20 protein-coding genes and 2 pseudogenes are annotated in these 14,627 nt (G+C 59.5%); 12 read left to right on the forward strand and 10 right to left on the reverse strand.

Features of this window, described 5'->3' with window-relative positions; all coding sequences use genetic code 11:
• Positions 1-45 precede the first annotated feature (45 nt).
• From AC1D17_RS13070 to AC1D17_RS13080, 3 genes are all read left to right on the forward strand, one after another.
• Positions 46-390 carry a RidA family protein gene (locus tag AC1D17_RS13070; protein WP_477565822.1) on the forward strand — a complete coding sequence of 115 codons (345 nt, stop codon included), beginning with the start codon at positions 46-48 and terminating at the stop codon, positions 388-390.
• 240 nt (positions 391-630) lie between these two features.
• The gene (locus AC1D17_RS13075) at positions 631-801 is read left to right on the forward strand and encodes a DUF1328 domain-containing protein (RefSeq protein ID WP_477565823.1); all 171 of its coding nucleotides are present in this window, start codon (positions 631-633) and stop codon (positions 799-801) included.
• 56 nt (positions 802-857) lie between these two features.
• Positions 858-1,985, forward strand: coding sequence for an AI-2E family transporter (locus AC1D17_RS13080; RefSeq protein WP_477565824.1), 1,128 nt, complete (start codon positions 858-860; stop codon positions 1,983-1,985).
• Positions 1,986-2,020: 35 nt separating this feature from the next.
• Here the strand turns inward: AC1D17_RS13080 and AC1D17_RS13085 are convergent, their stop codons facing one another.
• A complete protein-coding gene (locus AC1D17_RS13085) occupies positions 2,021-2,818 on the reverse strand; it encodes a response regulator (RefSeq protein ID WP_477565825.1) in 798 nt (265 codons plus the stop codon).
• A 250-nt stretch (positions 2,819-3,068) separates the two neighbouring features.
• Here AC1D17_RS13085 and AC1D17_RS13090 point away from each other — a divergent pair, with 250 nt between their 5' ends.
• Positions 3,069-3,269: a NepR family anti-sigma factor gene (locus tag AC1D17_RS13090; RefSeq protein WP_477565826.1), complete on the forward strand. Its 201-nt coding sequence runs from the start codon at positions 3,069-3,071 to the stop codon at positions 3,267-3,269.
• A gap of 104 nt (positions 3,270-3,373) precedes the next feature.
• Here the strand turns inward: AC1D17_RS13090 and AC1D17_RS13095 are convergent, their stop codons facing one another.
• Together AC1D17_RS13095 and AC1D17_RS13100 are read right to left on the reverse strand one after the other, a co-directional pair.
• Positions 3,374-3,622: a glycine zipper domain-containing protein gene (locus tag AC1D17_RS13095; RefSeq protein WP_477565827.1), complete on the reverse strand. Its 249-nt coding sequence runs from the start codon at positions 3,620-3,622 to the stop codon at positions 3,374-3,376.
• Positions 3,623-3,676: 54 nt separating this feature from the next.
• Positions 3,677-3,832 carry a DUF3309 domain-containing protein gene (locus AC1D17_RS13100; RefSeq protein ID WP_264220401.1) on the reverse strand — a complete coding sequence of 52 codons (156 nt, stop codon included), beginning with the start codon at positions 3,830-3,832 and terminating at the stop codon, positions 3,677-3,679.
• A gap of 699 nt (positions 3,833-4,531) precedes the next feature.
• On the opposite strand from AC1D17_RS13100, the gene AC1D17_RS13105 reads away from it, so the two are divergent.
• The 4 genes from AC1D17_RS13105 to AC1D17_RS13120 all read left to right on the forward strand — a co-directional run bounded on the left by AC1D17_RS13105 (position 4,532) and on the right by AC1D17_RS13120 (position 6,864).
• Positions 4,532-4,696, forward strand: coding sequence for a DUF1328 domain-containing protein (locus tag AC1D17_RS13105; protein ID WP_477565846.1), 165 nt, complete (start codon positions 4,532-4,534; stop codon positions 4,694-4,696).
• Between the two features lie 147 nt (positions 4,697-4,843).
• Positions 4,844-5,002 carry a hypothetical protein gene (locus tag AC1D17_RS13110; protein ID WP_477565828.1) on the forward strand — a complete coding sequence of 53 codons (159 nt, stop codon included), beginning with the start codon at positions 4,844-4,846 and terminating at the stop codon, positions 5,000-5,002.
• A 111-nt stretch (positions 5,003-5,113) separates the two neighbouring features.
• Positions 5,114-6,367 carry an NAD(P)/FAD-dependent oxidoreductase gene (locus AC1D17_RS13115; RefSeq protein ID WP_477565829.1) on the forward strand — a complete coding sequence of 418 codons (1,254 nt, stop codon included), beginning with the start codon at positions 5,114-5,116 and terminating at the stop codon, positions 6,365-6,367.
• A gap of 203 nt (positions 6,368-6,570) precedes the next feature.
• Entirely contained in the window at positions 6,571-6,864 is a 294-nt protein-coding gene (locus AC1D17_RS13120; protein ID WP_477565830.1) for a hypothetical protein, read from the forward strand.
• A gap of 105 nt (positions 6,865-6,969) precedes the next feature.
• On the opposite strand, the gene AC1D17_RS13125 is transcribed toward AC1D17_RS13120, so the two are convergent.
• The 6 genes from AC1D17_RS13125 to AC1D17_RS13150 form a co-directional block, all read right to left on the reverse strand.
• A complete protein-coding gene (locus tag AC1D17_RS13125; protein WP_477565831.1) occupies positions 6,970-7,464 on the reverse strand; it encodes a BON domain-containing protein in 495 nt (164 codons plus the stop codon).
• A gap of 169 nt (positions 7,465-7,633) precedes the next feature.
• Positions 7,634-8,122: a hypothetical protein gene (locus AC1D17_RS13130; RefSeq protein ID WP_477565832.1), complete on the reverse strand. Its 489-nt coding sequence runs from the start codon at positions 8,120-8,122 to the stop codon at positions 7,634-7,636.
• A gap of 130 nt (positions 8,123-8,252) precedes the next feature.
• Positions 8,253-8,486 carry a hypothetical protein gene (locus AC1D17_RS13135; RefSeq protein WP_477565833.1) on the reverse strand — a complete coding sequence of 78 codons (234 nt, stop codon included), beginning with the start codon at positions 8,484-8,486 and terminating at the stop codon, positions 8,253-8,255.
• A gap of 199 nt (positions 8,487-8,685) precedes the next feature.
• Entirely contained in the window at positions 8,686-10,614 is a 1,929-nt protein-coding gene (locus tag AC1D17_RS13140) for an O-linked N-acetylglucosamine transferase, SPINDLY family protein (protein WP_477565834.1), read from the reverse strand.
• Between the two features lie 859 nt (positions 10,615-11,473).
• On the reverse strand, positions 11,474-11,953 hold the full coding sequence (locus tag AC1D17_RS13145) for an SRPBCC family protein (RefSeq protein ID WP_477565835.1): 480 nt from the start codon (positions 11,951-11,953) through the stop codon (positions 11,474-11,476).
• Entirely contained in the window at positions 11,937-12,293 is a 357-nt protein-coding gene (locus tag AC1D17_RS13150) for an ArsR/SmtB family transcription factor (protein ID WP_477565847.1), read from the reverse strand. Before AC1D17_RS13150 ends, AC1D17_RS13145 begins: the two co-directional genes overlap by 17 nt.
• 148 nt (positions 12,294-12,441) lie before the next feature.
• Here AC1D17_RS13150 and AC1D17_RS13155 point away from each other — a divergent pair, with 148 nt between their 5' ends.
• From AC1D17_RS13155 to AC1D17_RS13170, 4 genes and pseudogenes are all read left to right on the forward strand, one after another.
• Positions 12,442-13,083 (forward strand): dihydrofolate reductase family protein, encoded by a 642-nt coding sequence (locus tag AC1D17_RS13155; RefSeq protein WP_477565836.1) that lies wholly within the window; start codon positions 12,442-12,444, stop codon positions 13,081-13,083.
• Positions 13,084-13,242: 159 nt separating this feature from the next.
• Complete coding sequence (locus tag AC1D17_RS13160; protein WP_477565837.1) at positions 13,243-13,440, forward strand: hypothetical protein; 198 nt, start codon at positions 13,243-13,245, stop codon at positions 13,438-13,440.
• Between the two features lie 278 nt (positions 13,441-13,718).
• Positions 13,719-13,853, forward strand: a pseudogene (locus AC1D17_RS13165) (ATP-binding protein); the annotation flags it as partial.
• 229 nt (positions 13,854-14,082) lie between these two features.
• Positions 14,083-14,415 (forward strand): annotated as a pseudogene (locus AC1D17_RS13170) (PhnA-like protein); the annotation flags it as partial.
• Positions 14,416-14,467: 52 nt separating this feature from the next.
• On the opposite strand, the gene AC1D17_RS13175 reads toward AC1D17_RS13170, so the two are convergent.
• The coding region (locus tag AC1D17_RS13175; RefSeq protein ID WP_477565848.1) for an ATP-binding protein at positions 14,468-14,627 on the reverse strand (160 nt) is incomplete at its 5' end.

The raw sequence follows: 14,627 nt of genomic DNA on the forward strand, positions 1-14,627 counted from the left end.
CAACAATTCACATGCGGCCTGCCGCACTTTACGAGGAATATGAAGATGGAAATCAAACGCTTCGAAACCGGTCCGCGCATGAGCCAGGCTGTTGTGCACAATGGAACGGTTTATCTCGCTGGCCAGGTCGGTGAGGCCGGCTCGGATGTTGCGACCCAGACCAAGCAGGCTCTCGCATCGGTCGACCGCCTGTTGGCGCAGGCTGGGACGGACAAGTCCCGCATCCTGTCGGCAACCATCTGGCTGGCTGACATGGTCGATTTCCCGAAGATGAACGCCGTGTGGGATGCCTGGGCTTCGCAGGGCAACACGCCGGCCCGCGCGACTGGCGAAGCCAAGCTCGCAACCCCGGACTATCTCGTCGAAGTCATCGTCATCGCCGCTCTCTAAGAGCTGCCTTTGATCGGAAAAAGCCGGCGCCTGTCAAAGGGCGCCGGCTTTTTTTTGTTACAGATGGTCAGTCCCGGTAATCCACCACAGACCGGCTTCCACTGTTGCAACCGCGGGTCGGAAATGACCACCCCGCCCCATTCCAAGGTTTCGCAATATTTGGATATGGAACGATTCGCGCGCCCCCGCGTTAGTCCGGGCATTCCTTCGGAATGCTCTCAAGAACAAAGGGAGTGTGCCATGCTGTACTGGTTGCCAAGGGTATGCCTGTTGCTGCTCATTGCTGCGGTTCTGGGCTTTGGGGTTGTGTCCGCGACGTCGGAAGACATCGCCCATACACTGATTGTGGTGATTCTGGGCCTTGGCCTGTTCTCCCTGACACTCCACGTTTTCCCCCCGGAACGCTACTGACCTGACCTGGCATGTCCGCCCGGCCGCACCGGAGCGGGCAGATGGAGAATCGGACGATGAATACTGCTTTGCCGGGGAGTGGAATTTTCAAGAAGCGAAAGCAGGCGGATATAGAAATACAGGTCGCCGAGGCCGAGCTTCCGGAAGCATCAACGAAAACGGGGCTTGATCTGGTGGTCGCATGGAGCGTCGTTGGGACGTTCATTCTCCTCGCCTCGGCGGCTATCTACATGATGGAAGCGATCCTGATGCCGGTCACCCTCGCCATCGTCATCGGCATGGTGTTGGGCCTTGCTGCGGACCGGCTGGAACAGTTCGGATTGCCACCGGCGCTCGGTGGATTGCTTCTCGCAATCGTTTTTGTCGTCGGATTGTTTCTCCTGATCAACACGCTGATCGAGCCGCTGACGTCACTGGCAGGACAAGCCCCAGGGATACTTGATCGGGCCGTCCAACGCATGCTTCCCTACATTCAGCGCTTCGAATGGGCGAAGATAGCCATTGCCGGCGCCGACGAAAAAGCCGTGACCGATGTTGCCATCCAGAATGCCGGCGCCATGCTTGGACTGGTTGCCGCAGGGGTCACGCCTGCCTTCATCCAGACTCTGATTTTCATCGCGGCGCTCGGGCTTTTCCTGGTGGGGCGCGCGCATTTGCGCAAGACGATCATTCTTGCGTTTGCGACGCGTGACCGACGGCTCGCCGCGATCCGCATCATGAACGCCACGGAAAATGCGATTGGCTTCTACTTTTCGACTGCGAGCCTGATCTATCTCGCTCTCGGAAGCATCACGGCCGCGATCGCCTTTGCCGGCGGCTTGACGATGGCGCCGCTCTGGGGCCTGTTCGCCTTCATATCCAGCTTCATTCCCTACCTCGGGGTAACGGCGATGACGGTGGCGCTTCTCTGCGCCGGCCTGATGGCCCATGACGCACTGCTAATGGCGGTTGCACCCGCGGCCGCCTTTTTCACTTTGCATGTGGTGATGGAAAACCTTGTGACACCGGCGTTCCTCGGCCACCGGCTGGAGATCAATCCCTTCCTGGTCTTTCTGGCGATCATCTTCTGGACCTGGATGTGGGGCGCAGCCGGTGCCATGCTGGCATTGCCCTTGTCGCTGATCGCGATGACCATTTTCAACGAGGTCCGCACCCAGCCGCCGGAACGGCAATTGCCGGGCTGAGCAAGCGTGCCAATTCGGGGGCTGGCGGGCAGGGCTCAGGATTTATGGGCGCGGGCGCTCTCGTCGAAGAACAGAGCCTGGCTGATCAGTGCCTTGACCATGTCCGGGTTGAACGGCTTCGTCACCAGAAAGGCCGGTTCAGGCTTGGTCCCCGTCAGCAGACGTTCGGGGAAGGCGGTGATGAAAATCACCGGGATCGTCGCGCTTTTGAGGATCTCGTTGACCGCATCGATCCCCGAGCTGCCATCGGCGAGCTGGATATCGGCAAGGATCATTTTCGGAGCCGTCTTTTCAAACAGCGCGATGGCCTCGCCGTGGGTTCTCGCCACGCCTGCCACCTTGTGGCCGAGGCTGGTCACCATGTCCTCGATATCCAGAGCGATCAGCGGTTCGTCTTCGATGATCAGGATTTCGGTGGCAACCTGCCGCGAAATATCCGCGGAAGCCTCGTGCAGCAGACGGGCGATTTCGGCATCCGTGACGCCAAGGATTTGCGCCGTTTCATCCGCCGAAAAACCTTCGACGGAGACGAGCAGGAAAGCCTTGCGGGCGGCGGGCGAGATCACCGAAAGATTTGCTGCCGCGCGCGCCTCCCAGCCGAAAGGCGAAGCTGATTCCGGCAAGTCGATGGTCAGTGTGTCGAACACAGAGCAGAACAGTTTGAAAAGATTGACCCGGTCATTGGGCCCTTGCGGAAAAAGTGTGATGTCTGCGATCAATGCTTCCAGCACGGCGGCGACATAGGCGTCGCCCGAGGTTTGCGACCCCGTCACCGCACGTGAGAAACGGCGCAGATAGGGAAGATGGGCTGCGATCCGCATGGAAAGTGACATTTATGACTTCCTTCAGTATGATGGCGCCGGATTTTGCCGGTGCCCGACGCTATCGCGTTGCGAAACATGCATCGGTTTGAACATGTTTTATGGTTTATGGGAAGTTTTTCAGCTGAACGAATTGTCTGTCGGTTCCAAGGTTTCCGCTTAGAGATTCGGAATATAGCAACGTTTTTAATGTACCAAAGAGGACGCGTGGAAGCGTCGCTGCGTGGCGATAGCCGATGCGGGCTCGGGAGTGAAACTGCCTATGGTTGAAAGACCGGAAAATCAGCGGCGCGCCGATATGGTCGGTAGGGCAGGCACCCGTGCCAGCGATCCCAGCACGCAGATCGCCTCGAAACTGAAGGCTCTTTATAGCGCAGTCGAGCAGGAGCCCATTCCCGATATGTTTCTTGATCTTCTCGAAAAACTCGACAAGGCCGAGCAGCTCGGTAAATCGCGGTCGTGACCTTGTTGGCGCGTCCTGACCTCAGCCAATTCAAACCATCTTTTATCTAAACGCGAAAAACGGGCCGAGGCCCGTTTTCCTGTCTTGGACTGTGTGCTGTCTGATCAGCACGATGCGGTATAACGGCGGCCATAGCGGTCGCGGTATACGCATTGGCCTGGCTCACTGGCATTGCCGATCAAGGCCCCAGCCACACCGCCGACGGCAGCGCCCACTGCGGCACCGCGCACATTGCCGGTCGCCGCACCGCCGATAATGGCGCCGGACGCGGCGCCGATGCCGGCGCCCTTTTCCGTTTGCGTACAAGCGGCGAGGGGAAGGATAAGGACGGCTGCGAGAAGGATTTTCTTCATGACTGGTTCCTTTTCAAGGGCGTTGATGGACGAAGGGTAGAGCTTGGTGGCCGGTCAGATACGGCCCATCAGTACGAGGATGAGGAGGATCAAGACGACCAGCCCGAGGCCACCTGAAGGCCCATAGCCCCAATTGCGGCTGTGGCCCCAGCTCGGCAGCGCGCCGATCAGCAAAAGCACCAAGACAATCAGGAGAATTGTACCGAGCATGACATTTCCTCTTCGAGTTTCGGCCCGGGGTGCGGGTCTGCCGCGGTAACGTCGCTCACGCGATTTTGTTCCAGTGTGCAGCTCCAGTTTGCATAGTGCGCTGCGACCGAAGGCAAATGGAACGAGTATCGCGGCAAGGCCCAGGCCCAATGGGGAAAGCTGACCGATGACGGCCTCGACATCATCAACGGCCGGTTTCTCTCTGCCTGCCAGCGGCCACAAAAAAAACGGCCCATGGCCGCACATTTTGCTCCGCAACGCTGAACGCCTTCATTGTCATTCGCGCCTCTCGAAACGTTCTTCTGCAGCGTCGAGATCGGCGAGAAGGTCCTCTAGCGGACCTTCTGTCGTAGGAACGGTCCCGGTGGAGTACAGGCCGCGCAAGGTTATGCCGATATGCAGATTTCCGTCGCGTTTCTGGTCGGATGAATGAACAGACGCCGCTGCAGATTTCCAGATATGGGCTATCGATACCGACATTTCACCATCTCGCATGGAAGGCTTAGGTCTTCAAAACGCTTCCGCCTCGGTAAAGTTCCGAGAAATACTTGGTCAAACCGTGTCAAATCGGGGCAATCTGCGGTTCATGGTTAATGATTGGTTTCGAGTGCGGCGCGCGGCATCCTGCCCTTTTTGTCCGGAACAAAGTCTCCCGCCCGGCGTTTATTCGGCAAGGATTTAAACAAAGGAGAATCCCCGATGCTGTACTATGCTCTCATCTTTCTCATCGTAGCTATTATCGCCGGCGTTCTGGGATTTGGCGGTATTGCCGGTGCGTCTGCAGGTATTGCGCAGATTCTGTTCTTCCTGTTCCTTGCCTTTTTGGTCATCTCTCTGGTGGCCGGCCTGATGCGCCGAACCTGATCCCATCTCAGGTGATGCGTAAAGGATCAGGTGATGCGTAAAAGAAGGGAGCGGTGCGCAAGCATCGCTCCCTTTATCGTTGTCAGCCAAATGTCGCGCCCTCGCACGCCGCTTCTGCCTTGCCGAAGACCATAGGCTTGGCTATGCATGAGCGACTATCTCGCAACCGCACATTCCGGAGCCGGGCGCAGCATGAAATCGCTGGAACTCATCGTTGAAGGGATCATCCTGTGGAGCCGCCGGCTCCTGGTGGTCGTCAGTCCCGGTCCGGTTGCAATGCGCAGAACGGCACCGGCGGGCAAATGATGTGGGTGGCGTCATTCATAGCGCTTTCGGGGGCTTGGCGCTGAGGCTCGGTCTGCTTGAGTAGATCAAGATCGGACGGAAAAAATAAGCAGGAAGATTGGGGTAGCGGGCATGAAGACAGACGTTGTTGTTTTGGGCGCAGGCATTGTCGGCCTATCGACGGCCATTCACCTTGCGCGGCGGGGCAAATCCGTGGTGCTGCTTGACCGCCGCGGCGCCGGCGAAGAGACCTCCTATGGCAATGCCGGCCTGATCCAGCGCGAAGGCGTCTTTCCCTATGGTTTCCCGCATGATTTTGGCGCGCTGTTCCGGTATGCGCTGAACAACACCATCGACGCGCATTACCATTTTCGCGCACTGCCCGGTCTCGTACCGTTCCTGATCCGTTACTGGTGGAATTCGGGCTTCACGCAGCACCAGAACATTGCCTCGATGTATGCGCCGCTGATCGAGAATTCGATCACGGAACATGCCGACCTGATCAACGCGTCTGGCGCTGGCGATCTCATCCGCAAGGACGGCTGGATGAAGGTTTTCCGCACCGAGGCTGCGCGCGACGCGGCCTACAAGGAAGCAGAAAAGCTCTCATCGACCTTTGGCGTCAACCATCATAAATTGTCCAGCAGCGATCTGAAGACGATGGAGCCGTCGATCCGGGCGGATCTCACCGGCGGCCTGCGCTGGACCGACCCTTGGTCGATCCGCGATCCGCACAGCCTCAACAAGGCCTACCTCAGCTATTTCCAATCGCTGGGCGGCCGTCTGGTTTCCGGTGACGCGGCGACGCTTGAGCATATTCTTGAAGGTGCCGGCTGGCGTGTTGCAACCCCGGAAGGTCCGCTTGAAGCCAAGGAAGTGGTCGTGGCGCTCGGCCCCTGGGCCGATACGGTGACCAGGAAGCTTGGCTACCGCTTCCCGCTGGCGGTCAAGCGCGGTTACCACATGCACTATGGCATGGATGAGGGCGCGCAGTTGAACAACTGGGTGCTCGATGCCGAAAGGGGTTATTTCCTGGCGCCGATGTTGCGCGGCATCCGGCTCACCACGGGTGCCGAATTTGCCAATCGCGATGCGCCGAAGACCCCGGTACAGCTGACGAGGGCCGAACGCGTCGCCCGCGAATTCTTCCCGCTTGCCGAACGCCGCGACGAGGAACCGTGGATGGGCGCGCGCCCCTGTACGCCGGACATGATGCCGATCATCGGCAAGGCACCGCGTCACGAGGGCCTGTGGTTCGCCTTTGGCCATGCCCATCACGGCATGACCCTTGGCCCGGTTACCGGCCGTGCGCTTGCCGAAAAAATGACCGGCGAAAAGACGGTGATCGACATCAAGCCGTTCAGGCCCGACCGGTTTGTGGCCTAGCAAAGACGAGATACCAAGGTGCCGGGCAAGTTTATCCCCGGCACCACCCTGTCGCTTTTTTCCGATTATTTTCCCGTGCACTGGAACAAACGTCAAAGTCGCCCGTTAGGACGGTTGGCTGAAGGCGAGGGCTCGGTCGGCTGCGTCATGCGCAGCGAATGGAAATGATTGCCGTTGAGACGCGGCAGCGGGAGCGATATTTCATGCAGAAACAGGTGATAGAGTTCAACGGCGAAGCCGTGGGCGTCTTGATGCCCGACGATGGTGGATTGCGGTTCATCGCGGTCAAATACGGCGTCTGGAGCCTTGATGGCCGCCGGTTTTCACATGCATCCGAGGCCAGGCGTGCAGTCAAGGCGCTTCTGTCGAAACCGGCAGGGCGCTCTATGCCGCCGGCCAGCTTCTGGGTGCCCGGTGAAGGGGATCCTTCAAGCAGCCAGTTCCGCTGGAATGCCGTTTCCGCGATCCCTTCGCCCCTCAAGGAAAATCGCGCCTGACGGCCAACCTGATCCGGGCCGGCGCCCGCATTCAGGATGAAATCCCCTGTTGCCAATTGAACGAAAAAGCGCCCCGTGCCGGCAATCCTCGCCGGCACCGTTCGATCAATCGTCCCAATCCGCGGGAATGCCGCTATCGGCGCCGATTGTTTCCAAGTCGTTGCGGATGCTGACCACGCCGGAAACCGCATAGATCAACATTTCGATCCTGCGCCGCTCCCCGGCCGTATCGACAGAGCCCTTCAGCCAGACCGCTCCGCGGCGGGCCTTGATATCGACACCCGATGTGTCGATGCCGCTGTCTTCAAGCGTCGTGGCGATCACGTCTTCAAGCGTGTCGTCATCGACATCGGCATCGGTATCGTCGCCAAAAAGGTCGGGGCCGTTTTGGCTTTCGATGACAGTGTCGTTGCTGCGCTGGAATCCGGGGTTTCCCGCTTCGTCGAAATTTTCGCCGCCCTGTCCGTATGAGCTGTTGCCAACCTCGGTCTCCGATCCGGGTGACGCGTCGGCATAGGGCCAGCCTTCGTCCAGATCGCGTTCCTTGTAATCGCGATAATCATCCTCCCGCCCTGTTGTTTTAGGTGTTTTGCCGTTCATCGCCATATCCTTGCTTTAAATGGAATTGAGGAGAAACGGATGACGGGACATTTGGTTCATTCGCCCGAGAGACCGCTGCGAAATATTCCCGTACTGGTGCGGCAACAAAAAAAGGCGGAGCCGCCGAAGCAGTTCCGCCATTTGCAATAAAGGTCTGATCGGTTTGGGACTACGGCGTAGTGCCCGTGGCAGGCGTCTGCGTGCCGGTTGCCGGGGTCTGGGTATCCGGGGTCGCAGGCGTTGCGTTCGGCGTCGTCGTGGTATCCGGTGTCGCGCTGGTGCCCGAAGTTGCCATGCCCGGCGTCACGGTGCCTGGCGTTGCGCTGTTGTCAACCGGCGGAGTGGCGGTATCGGCCGGCGGCGTGGTTGTCTGCTGTGTCGCCGAAGGCTGCGTTACCGCATCATTGGTCTGATCGGTCGACAGTTCTTTCGGCAGCCAGACGACAAGCGCCAGCACCAGACCTGCAAGCAGGATGATCAGAACCGGCCATTTCGAGCGTGCCGAGCGGGGTTCGATATCTTCCGGCCGCTGCTGGTTGGCCAACGGGTCGTTCACCGGCGTTCCTGTTACGGGATCGATACGCGGGTCTGCCTGTTCGGCCGGCCATGCCGCAGGATTCACGTTACGGTTTTCACTGGGGTCAAAACGTTGATTCATGGCGGTCACATCCTTTCGAGAAATGGTGCCTGTGCCAGCAAACGTTGAAGGCAACTCCCCGATAAACGTCTCTAGGAGACGAATGTTCCTCGAAATGACTTTTCCAGCGCCCAAAGCCGCCAGGAGCCGGTCAGGTTGACGGCAGTTCGGCGATATCTCCAAATTGGGCAAGCAGGCGCGGACTGGTCATGTCGCCACTCTCCTCATCGACCTCGACGGCATAGGCGGCGACCCCGGGAAACCGGCCGGCCATGGCCGCGGCAATCTTTTCGGCGCTCGCAGCATTGGAGGCCTGGCGCATTTCTCCCGGCGCCAGTCCGCCCCGCGTCTTGCGATAGGGGATAACGATGAATTTCTCGGCCATGCGCGGCCCTTTCGAGGATTGGTGCCGGCACCGCCGGACAGGGCCGTTCGATGGAATGCGCGGCGACAGGGTAACTGCGGCAAACACGGCAGGAGTGCCGATGACATGGCTGAGATCTTTAGCATCGATTGCGACAGACTGTACCGGCAATCGCAGCCGGCGATGCACAAAATGCCGGCTGCGCATTCGATAGTCCGGATTACCCCTTGCGTTCACCTCGAAAGGCGACCGATCGAACCGGCAGGCACGGTACRTCAAGATGGTCGGGAGGCAGTTTGGCCTTGGCACGCTCCGCCATCATCGCATAGCCGTTCTCCAGGTGGCGGCAGAAGCGCTCGGCATCAAACAGCGGCGCCAGAAACCTGTTTTGTGAAATCTCCAGCTTCAGTCGCGTGACCTCGTCTGGATTTTGCGACAGTGCAACGGCGAGATCGACGAAAGCGCCGGGCGTCGCCGCCACTAGTTGCGCCAGCCCACAGGCCGTCAGCAGGCTCTCGGAGACCCGCGAGGCAAAATTGCTGCCTTTCAGCGTGACGACGGGCAGGCCGGCCCATAATTTGTCCGATGTTGTCGTATGGCCGTTATAAGGGAACGTATCGAGCCCGATATCGGCGGCCTGCAACCGGGCGATATGGGCGTCATAGCCTGTCGAAGATGCAAAGATGATCCGTTCCGCCCCGACCCCGCGTTTGCCTAAGGCGGCGAGAAAATTGCTGCGCGCCAGTTCGCCTTCGACCATCACCCAGAGAACCGAATTGTTGGAACGGCGCAGGATCTCCGCCCAGCGATCAACCACCGCAAGCGATATCTTGCGGGCCGCATTGAAGGCGGCGAAGACGAAGCGGTCTTGCGGCAGGCCGAGCGCCTGCCGGCTGGCGGCCGGCGGCAGGGCACGGTGAATTGGATCGTTGGGCTGGTAGCTTTCCGGCAGCAGGCAGAATTTCTCGTGATAGCTCTGCCTGGAACTGCCCGGCAGCACGATCCGGTCGCCGATGACATAGTCGCAATCGATGTTCACGGCGCTGCCGGGAAAGCCGAGCCAGGCGGCCTGAACCGGTGCGGCCATCTGGTTCAGGATATTGGAACGGGAGCCGCCGGTATGACCCTTGAGGTCAACGAGGATGTCGATGTTCTGCTGGCGGATGATGTCGGCCGCCTCCGCATCGGTCTTGCCGTGCAGGGAAACGATCCGGCCCCATTTTGACCGGCTGCCATCATTTACCGTCTGGTGTGGTGGCGTGTAGCAGTAGAGGGTGACGTCGAAGCGGCTGAAGTCATGCGCCTCGAGCACGCTTTGCAAGAGCCGCATGGTGGCATGTTCGCTCCAGAAATCGCTGGAAAGATAACCGATACGCAACCGCTCGCCCCAGGGATGCGGCCGCATCCGTCTCTGTCTGCTGCCGGCCGGCGAAGGGGGCGAGGTCAGTCCGGGATTGTTGGTTGCCCGCCGGTTGAGCCGCTCGTCRCCGCAACGCAACAGGTTCGAATAGGCCGTTTCGCCTTCGAGCGCGGAAAGATCACCAGCCGCCAGTTGACCGGCATGCGCCTGCTCGAGTGTCTCGATCGCCTCGAAATCGCAGAAGTCACGGGCAACCGACATGAATTTGAACTGCGTATAAGGATCGTCCGGAAAGAGTGCTGCAAGTCTGCGAAACACGGTCAAGGCCGACGGATCACGCTCGTTTTCACCGAGGATTGCACCGGCAAGTTTCAGATGCTCGGCATCGTCGCTTTTGGCCAGCGTTTGTTTGACGAGATCGGCAAGGGCCGTATCGCCGGTCCGCCGGAACGACAGCGCCAGACTATAGGCGAGGGCGGCATCGTCCGGCCTGCTGTCCAAGAGTTTGATGCCGATCAGCTGCGCGCGCTCGTCATCGCCGGACTGGACATAAAGTGCCGTGGCGCGGCCGAGCAATGTGCCGGCATCGCGCCCGGCATAGGGGGCTGCCTGCTCGAAGGCTTGTGCGGCCTCGGCCGGCAGGCCGAGCTTGTCCAGAGCTTCGCCGAGAAGCGCCAGGGGGGCTGGATCCGTGGCCGTTCCAATGAGGGGGCTGAGGAGCGCCAGGGTTTCCAGATAGTCAGCCTGTTCAAATGCGACCCTCGCCGCGGCAAGTCCTTGTCCGTCCATATCCGCCGTTCCAGGAAGCTCAATCGGGGAAAACGGCAAAATAGCGCCCAATGCTTGTGCGGGGCGGATCAGAAACCGGAAACCAAGCCGAGGCTTTGGGTTCGGCGTTGAAAAATGCAGCATTTCAGGGAGCACTGGCGCACAAGGGGCCGGCCGAAATGGACGGCCACGTTCTTTCGTGGCAGCAGGAGAGACGTCAATCTGCCCGCCCGGCCCTATTCTAAATCTAATAGCAGCCGCGTCCTGTCCTTGCGGACGACAGGCCTTTCGCAGATTTTTCAGGCAATTGATACCCTAATTTGGGGCCTGCTGGCTGTCATGGGGTGGAGAGACGGTCATTTTGACAAGAATTTCGAGACCGTTTGTTTTTTTTGAGGTTGCTTCATTCAGGGGGGGAGGGGCCTGACGGAGCCAAACAGACTGTTTTCAACCTCTGCCGCGGACAGCTCTATTGCTGGCACGGCGAGGCCAAGCCGTGAATAAGCTTTAGTCCGCCGAAGTCGGCGGAGGCGCTCAAGCGATGTTTTAGGGGTAGTCTGGATTTTCACATGATTTCAATGGCTTAACGAAATCGCCTTGAAATTCCCTCTGTTTTCCCATCGCGAGCGATCGTGGATGCCACCTTTGTGCCCTGGCTTTGGGCATCAGTCAACAGGACGGGCAAGCGGCAATAATTTCCGCTTTCGTACCTCAGGTTTAAGGTGCCGCAGCGATGAAGCGTCGGCTGCTTTGCGCCGTCTAAACGGTCATTGATGTCATATTGTCTTGATTCCAAAAGCAGCCACGCGCGTTCCGGAATCGGATACCGTTAGAGCTTGTGTTCACTCCGTGTTTTCCGCAAAATCGCAAAGCAGCCGGCTCAGCCGTCCAGCCAGGTGGCGAGGCCGTCCAGCGTCTGCAGCCCGTATTCCACCGCGCCGAAGCCGATGACAACCTGACGCCGCTCGCGACTGGGATGGAGCTGGCGCATGGTCAGCACCGTCTTGCCGTCGGCCTGCTCATCGAAGGTCACCGTGGCGCGGAAACGGTCGGGGTCGTCGGCGTCGGGCGTGCCATAGTCCATCACGATCCGTTCGTTCGGCACGATCTCCAGAAAGCGCATCAGGTTCGGGAAGCGCAGCTCCTGACCCTCGAACACGCCCACCATGTCGAAGCGCCAGACTCCGCCCTCGCGGATATCGGCCTCGTGGCTCTCGATGCTGAGGCCGGCCGGACCGTACCATTCGGCCAGCGCCTTGGGGTCCATCCAGGCGGCAAAGACCTTGTCGCGTGGGTGGTTCAGCAGCTTCACCAGCACGATTTCGCGATCGAGCGACCAGGTCTCAAACAGGTTTGCCATGTCCTTCACCATCCTCTTCGGTTTTGTCCAGGTAGACTTCCAGGCGATCCAACCGCTCGGCCCAGCGCCGGCGCTCCGCTTCCATCCAGTCCGCCGCCTCGTCGAAACGCGCCTGCACCAGCCGACACCAGCGGCTGCGCCCGCGCTTCTCGCTGGCGATCAGTCCGCAATCTTCGAGCACCTTGAGATGCTGGGCGAAGGAGGGCAGCGCCATGTCGAAAGGCTCGGCCAGGGCGCTGACCGGCAACTCGCCCTCGACCAGCCGCGACACCACCGCGCGGCGGGTCGGGTCGCTGAGAGCGTGAAAGGCGAGGTCGAGCGGAGTCGAATGGTAGGGCATGTGCATCAGTAAAGTGGCCGGGGGCACCGGTCAAGGATAAAAAGGTACTTGCCTTAGTATACGGCTCCGAATATGAAGGTACTTGCCTTAGTATCTAGCCCTGAATGGTGGGGCTGATATGGTGCAACAACTCGCAAGGAGGACTCCAATGGTAGTTCGTGTTGATCTCATGATCTCGCTCGATGGTTTCGCGACAACGACGGACCAGACGCCCGAAGTCCCGTTTGGCGAGGACTGGCCACGTCTCGTCGGCGCATATGCTGCAACGCGAACGTTCCGTGAGCGCGTGCTCAAGGATACCACGGGAGCAGGTACCACAGGTGTCGATGACGAATACGCGAAGGAATACTTCGCCAATGTGGGCGCCGAGATTATGGGCGCCGGCATGTTCGGACTCCACAACTTTCCCGACGATCCGGACTGGCGTGGCTGGTGGGGCGACGAGCCGCCGTTCCGGGTTCCGGTCTTCGTCCTCACCCGCAACCCACGGCCCTCCATAGAGATGGCCGGTGGCACCACTTTCCACTTCCTCAATACCACCCCGGTTGATGCGCTCCAGCAGGCTGTGAGGGCCGCAAACGGCAAGGATGTGCGAGTTGGCGGTGGCGCTACCGTCGTTCGCGACTATCTCAAAGCTGGCCTTATCGACCGCCTTCATGTTGCTATCACGCCGATTTTGCTCGGGCGTGGCATCCGCCTGTGGGACGATCTGCGCGGCTTGGAAGCTGGCTACACAGTCAAGGCAGAAACGGCGCCGAGCGGCACCATCCACCTCACCTTCCAGCGCTAGCCACTAGCCTGTGACTTGGGCGATCATGGACTGTCCACAGGTGGTCCGTGATGTCGGCTTTCGAGTTACCAGTCCAGGTGCTCACGGGCTGCCTTCGGCCCCCTCTCACCGCTCACATGCGTTATCCCAACGGCCAAGAATGGCCGAAGGAGAGCCGAAATGGGTATTGCACAATACGATCCTACCGCACAGGGCCGTCCGGCGTGGAACGCGGGCCGAAAGGTCGGCGTCAAGAAGCCGCTGAAACAGCGCCAGATTTGGGCGATCCGCTTCTTCCTCGACCGGGAGGGACGCATGAGAGATCGCACGTTGTTTGGCCTGGCAATCGACAGCAAGCTGGTGGTTGCGATCTCGTGAAAATGAAAATCGGGAGCCTTGTGACAGGAACGGAAATTCGAACGCGAGCCATGGTCGTCCAGCAAAAGACCGGCCGTCCGGTTCAGTTCGAAATCACGGCGGACGTGAGGGCACGTTTGCTTGCATGGCTTGAGCGGCGAGGTGGAACGGTTGACGACTACGCCTTTCCCAGTCGAGTCGACCATAACGATCATCCGAGCACTCGCCAATATGCCCGATTGGTTGACGAATGGGTGACGGCGATTGGTCTACGACGCGAAGACTATGGCACGCACTCGCTTACCCACCACTGCCACATCCTGGAAACGGGAAACGACAGCTTCCGCTTCAAGAACAGCTCAGCGCATGAGCCCAAAACCGCAAAGGAAAAACGCAGGAACTTGACCACCACGACCAACACGAACGATACCTAAGGCGGGTCACTTCTCGGTGGAAATGCCGGGTCAGCTCTCAGTGGAAATCAACACATAGCGGACGGCGTCTTCGATTTCTGCCGCCTATGGGCTCGCCTGCTCCTTCATGAACGCGGTGAATATGCTCGCTTACGCGGGGGCTCCACCAAGAGTGGCCGCGGACGGAACAAATGTAGTTCGATCTAGTTCAGCAGTCATCACGACCTTATGAACTTCAAAGGACTCGATCATGACGACACCAATCTCCACCAATCTCCCACATGATACTGTCTACGGCATCGCCCCGTCGGCCTCCCTCAACAAAGTATCCTGGGGAGCAGTGTTCGCTGGCGTGGCAATTGCTCTCAGCACGCAGTTTCTGCTCAACCTGCTCGGGGTCGGCATCGGCGCAGCAGTCCTTGATCCGGCGACCTACGACAATCCCGAAGCCAGCACGTTCTCGATTGCAGGCGGCATCTGGTTTGTCGTCGCCGGGATCATCGCCTCGTTCGCGGGCGGGTATGTCGCGAGCCGCCTGTCGGGACGTCCGAGTAACTCAACGGGCGGCGACCATGGGGTAACTGTTGATTTCCACTGAGAGCTGACCCGGCATTTCCACCGAGAAGTGACCCGCCTTAGGTATCGTTCGTGTTGGTCGTGGTGGTCAAGTTCCTGCGTTTTTCCTTTGCGGTTTTGGGCTCATGCGCTGAGCTGTTCTTGAAGCGGAAGCTGTCGTTTCCCGTTTCCAGGATGTGGCAGTGGTGGGTAAGCCGGTCGAGCAGCGCGGTCGTCATC

The organism is Pararhizobium sp. P1_E7, from assembly GCF_056405855.1.

What these genes read in the sequence shown, in the direction of transcription:
- AC1D17_RS13070 (WP_477565822.1), top strand. Translation starts at nt 46, where the DNA reads ATGGAAATCAAACGCTTCGAAACCGGTCCGCGCATGAGCCAGGCTGTT.
- AC1D17_RS13075 (WP_477565823.1), top strand. Translation starts at nt 631, where the DNA reads ATGCTGTACTGGTTGCCAAGGGTATGCCTGTTGCTGCTCATTGCTGCG.
- AC1D17_RS13080 (WP_477565824.1), top strand. Translation starts at nt 858, where the DNA reads ATGAATACTGCTTTGCCGGGGAGTGGAATTTTCAAGAAGCGAAAGCAG.
- AC1D17_RS13085 (WP_477565825.1), bottom strand. Translation starts at nt 2,818, where the DNA reads ATGTCACTTTCCATGCGGATCGCAGCCCATCTTCCCTATCTGCGCCGT.
- AC1D17_RS13090 (WP_477565826.1), top strand. Translation starts at nt 3,069, where the DNA reads ATGGTTGAAAGACCGGAAAATCAGCGGCGCGCCGATATGGTCGGTAGG.
- AC1D17_RS13095 (WP_477565827.1), bottom strand. Translation starts at nt 3,622, where the DNA reads ATGAAGAAAATCCTTCTCGCAGCCGTCCTTATCCTTCCCCTCGCCGCT.
- AC1D17_RS13100 (WP_264220401.1), bottom strand. Translation starts at nt 3,832, where the DNA reads ATGCTCGGTACAATTCTCCTGATTGTCTTGGTGCTTTTGCTGATCGGC.
- AC1D17_RS13105 (WP_477565846.1), top strand. Translation starts at nt 4,532, where the DNA reads ATGCTGTACTATGCTCTCATCTTTCTCATCGTAGCTATTATCGCCGGC.
- AC1D17_RS13110 (WP_477565828.1), top strand. Translation starts at nt 4,844, where the DNA reads ATGAGCGACTATCTCGCAACCGCACATTCCGGAGCCGGGCGCAGCATG.
- AC1D17_RS13115 (WP_477565829.1), top strand. Translation starts at nt 5,114, where the DNA reads ATGAAGACAGACGTTGTTGTTTTGGGCGCAGGCATTGTCGGCCTATCG.
- AC1D17_RS13120 (WP_477565830.1), top strand. Translation starts at nt 6,571, where the DNA reads ATGCAGAAACAGGTGATAGAGTTCAACGGCGAAGCCGTGGGCGTCTTG.
- AC1D17_RS13125 (WP_477565831.1), bottom strand. Translation starts at nt 7,464, where the DNA reads ATGAACGGCAAAACACCTAAAACAACAGGGCGGGAGGATGATTATCGC.
- AC1D17_RS13130 (WP_477565832.1), bottom strand. Translation starts at nt 8,122, where the DNA reads ATGAATCAACGTTTTGACCCCAGTGAAAACCGTAACGTGAATCCTGCG.
- AC1D17_RS13135 (WP_477565833.1), bottom strand. Translation starts at nt 8,486, where the DNA reads ATGGCCGAGAAATTCATCGTTATCCCCTATCGCAAGACGCGGGGCGGA.
- AC1D17_RS13145 (WP_477565835.1), bottom strand. Translation starts at nt 11,953, where the DNA reads ATGGCAAACCTGTTTGAGACCTGGTCGCTCGATCGCGAAATCGTGCTG.
- AC1D17_RS13150 (WP_477565847.1), bottom strand. Translation starts at nt 12,293, where the DNA reads ATGCCCTACCATTCGACTCCGCTCGACCTCGCCTTTCACGCTCTCAGC.
- AC1D17_RS13155 (WP_477565836.1), top strand. Translation starts at nt 12,442, where the DNA reads ATGGTAGTTCGTGTTGATCTCATGATCTCGCTCGATGGTTTCGCGACA.
- AC1D17_RS13160 (WP_477565837.1), top strand. Translation starts at nt 13,243, where the DNA reads ATGGGTATTGCACAATACGATCCTACCGCACAGGGCCGTCCGGCGTGG.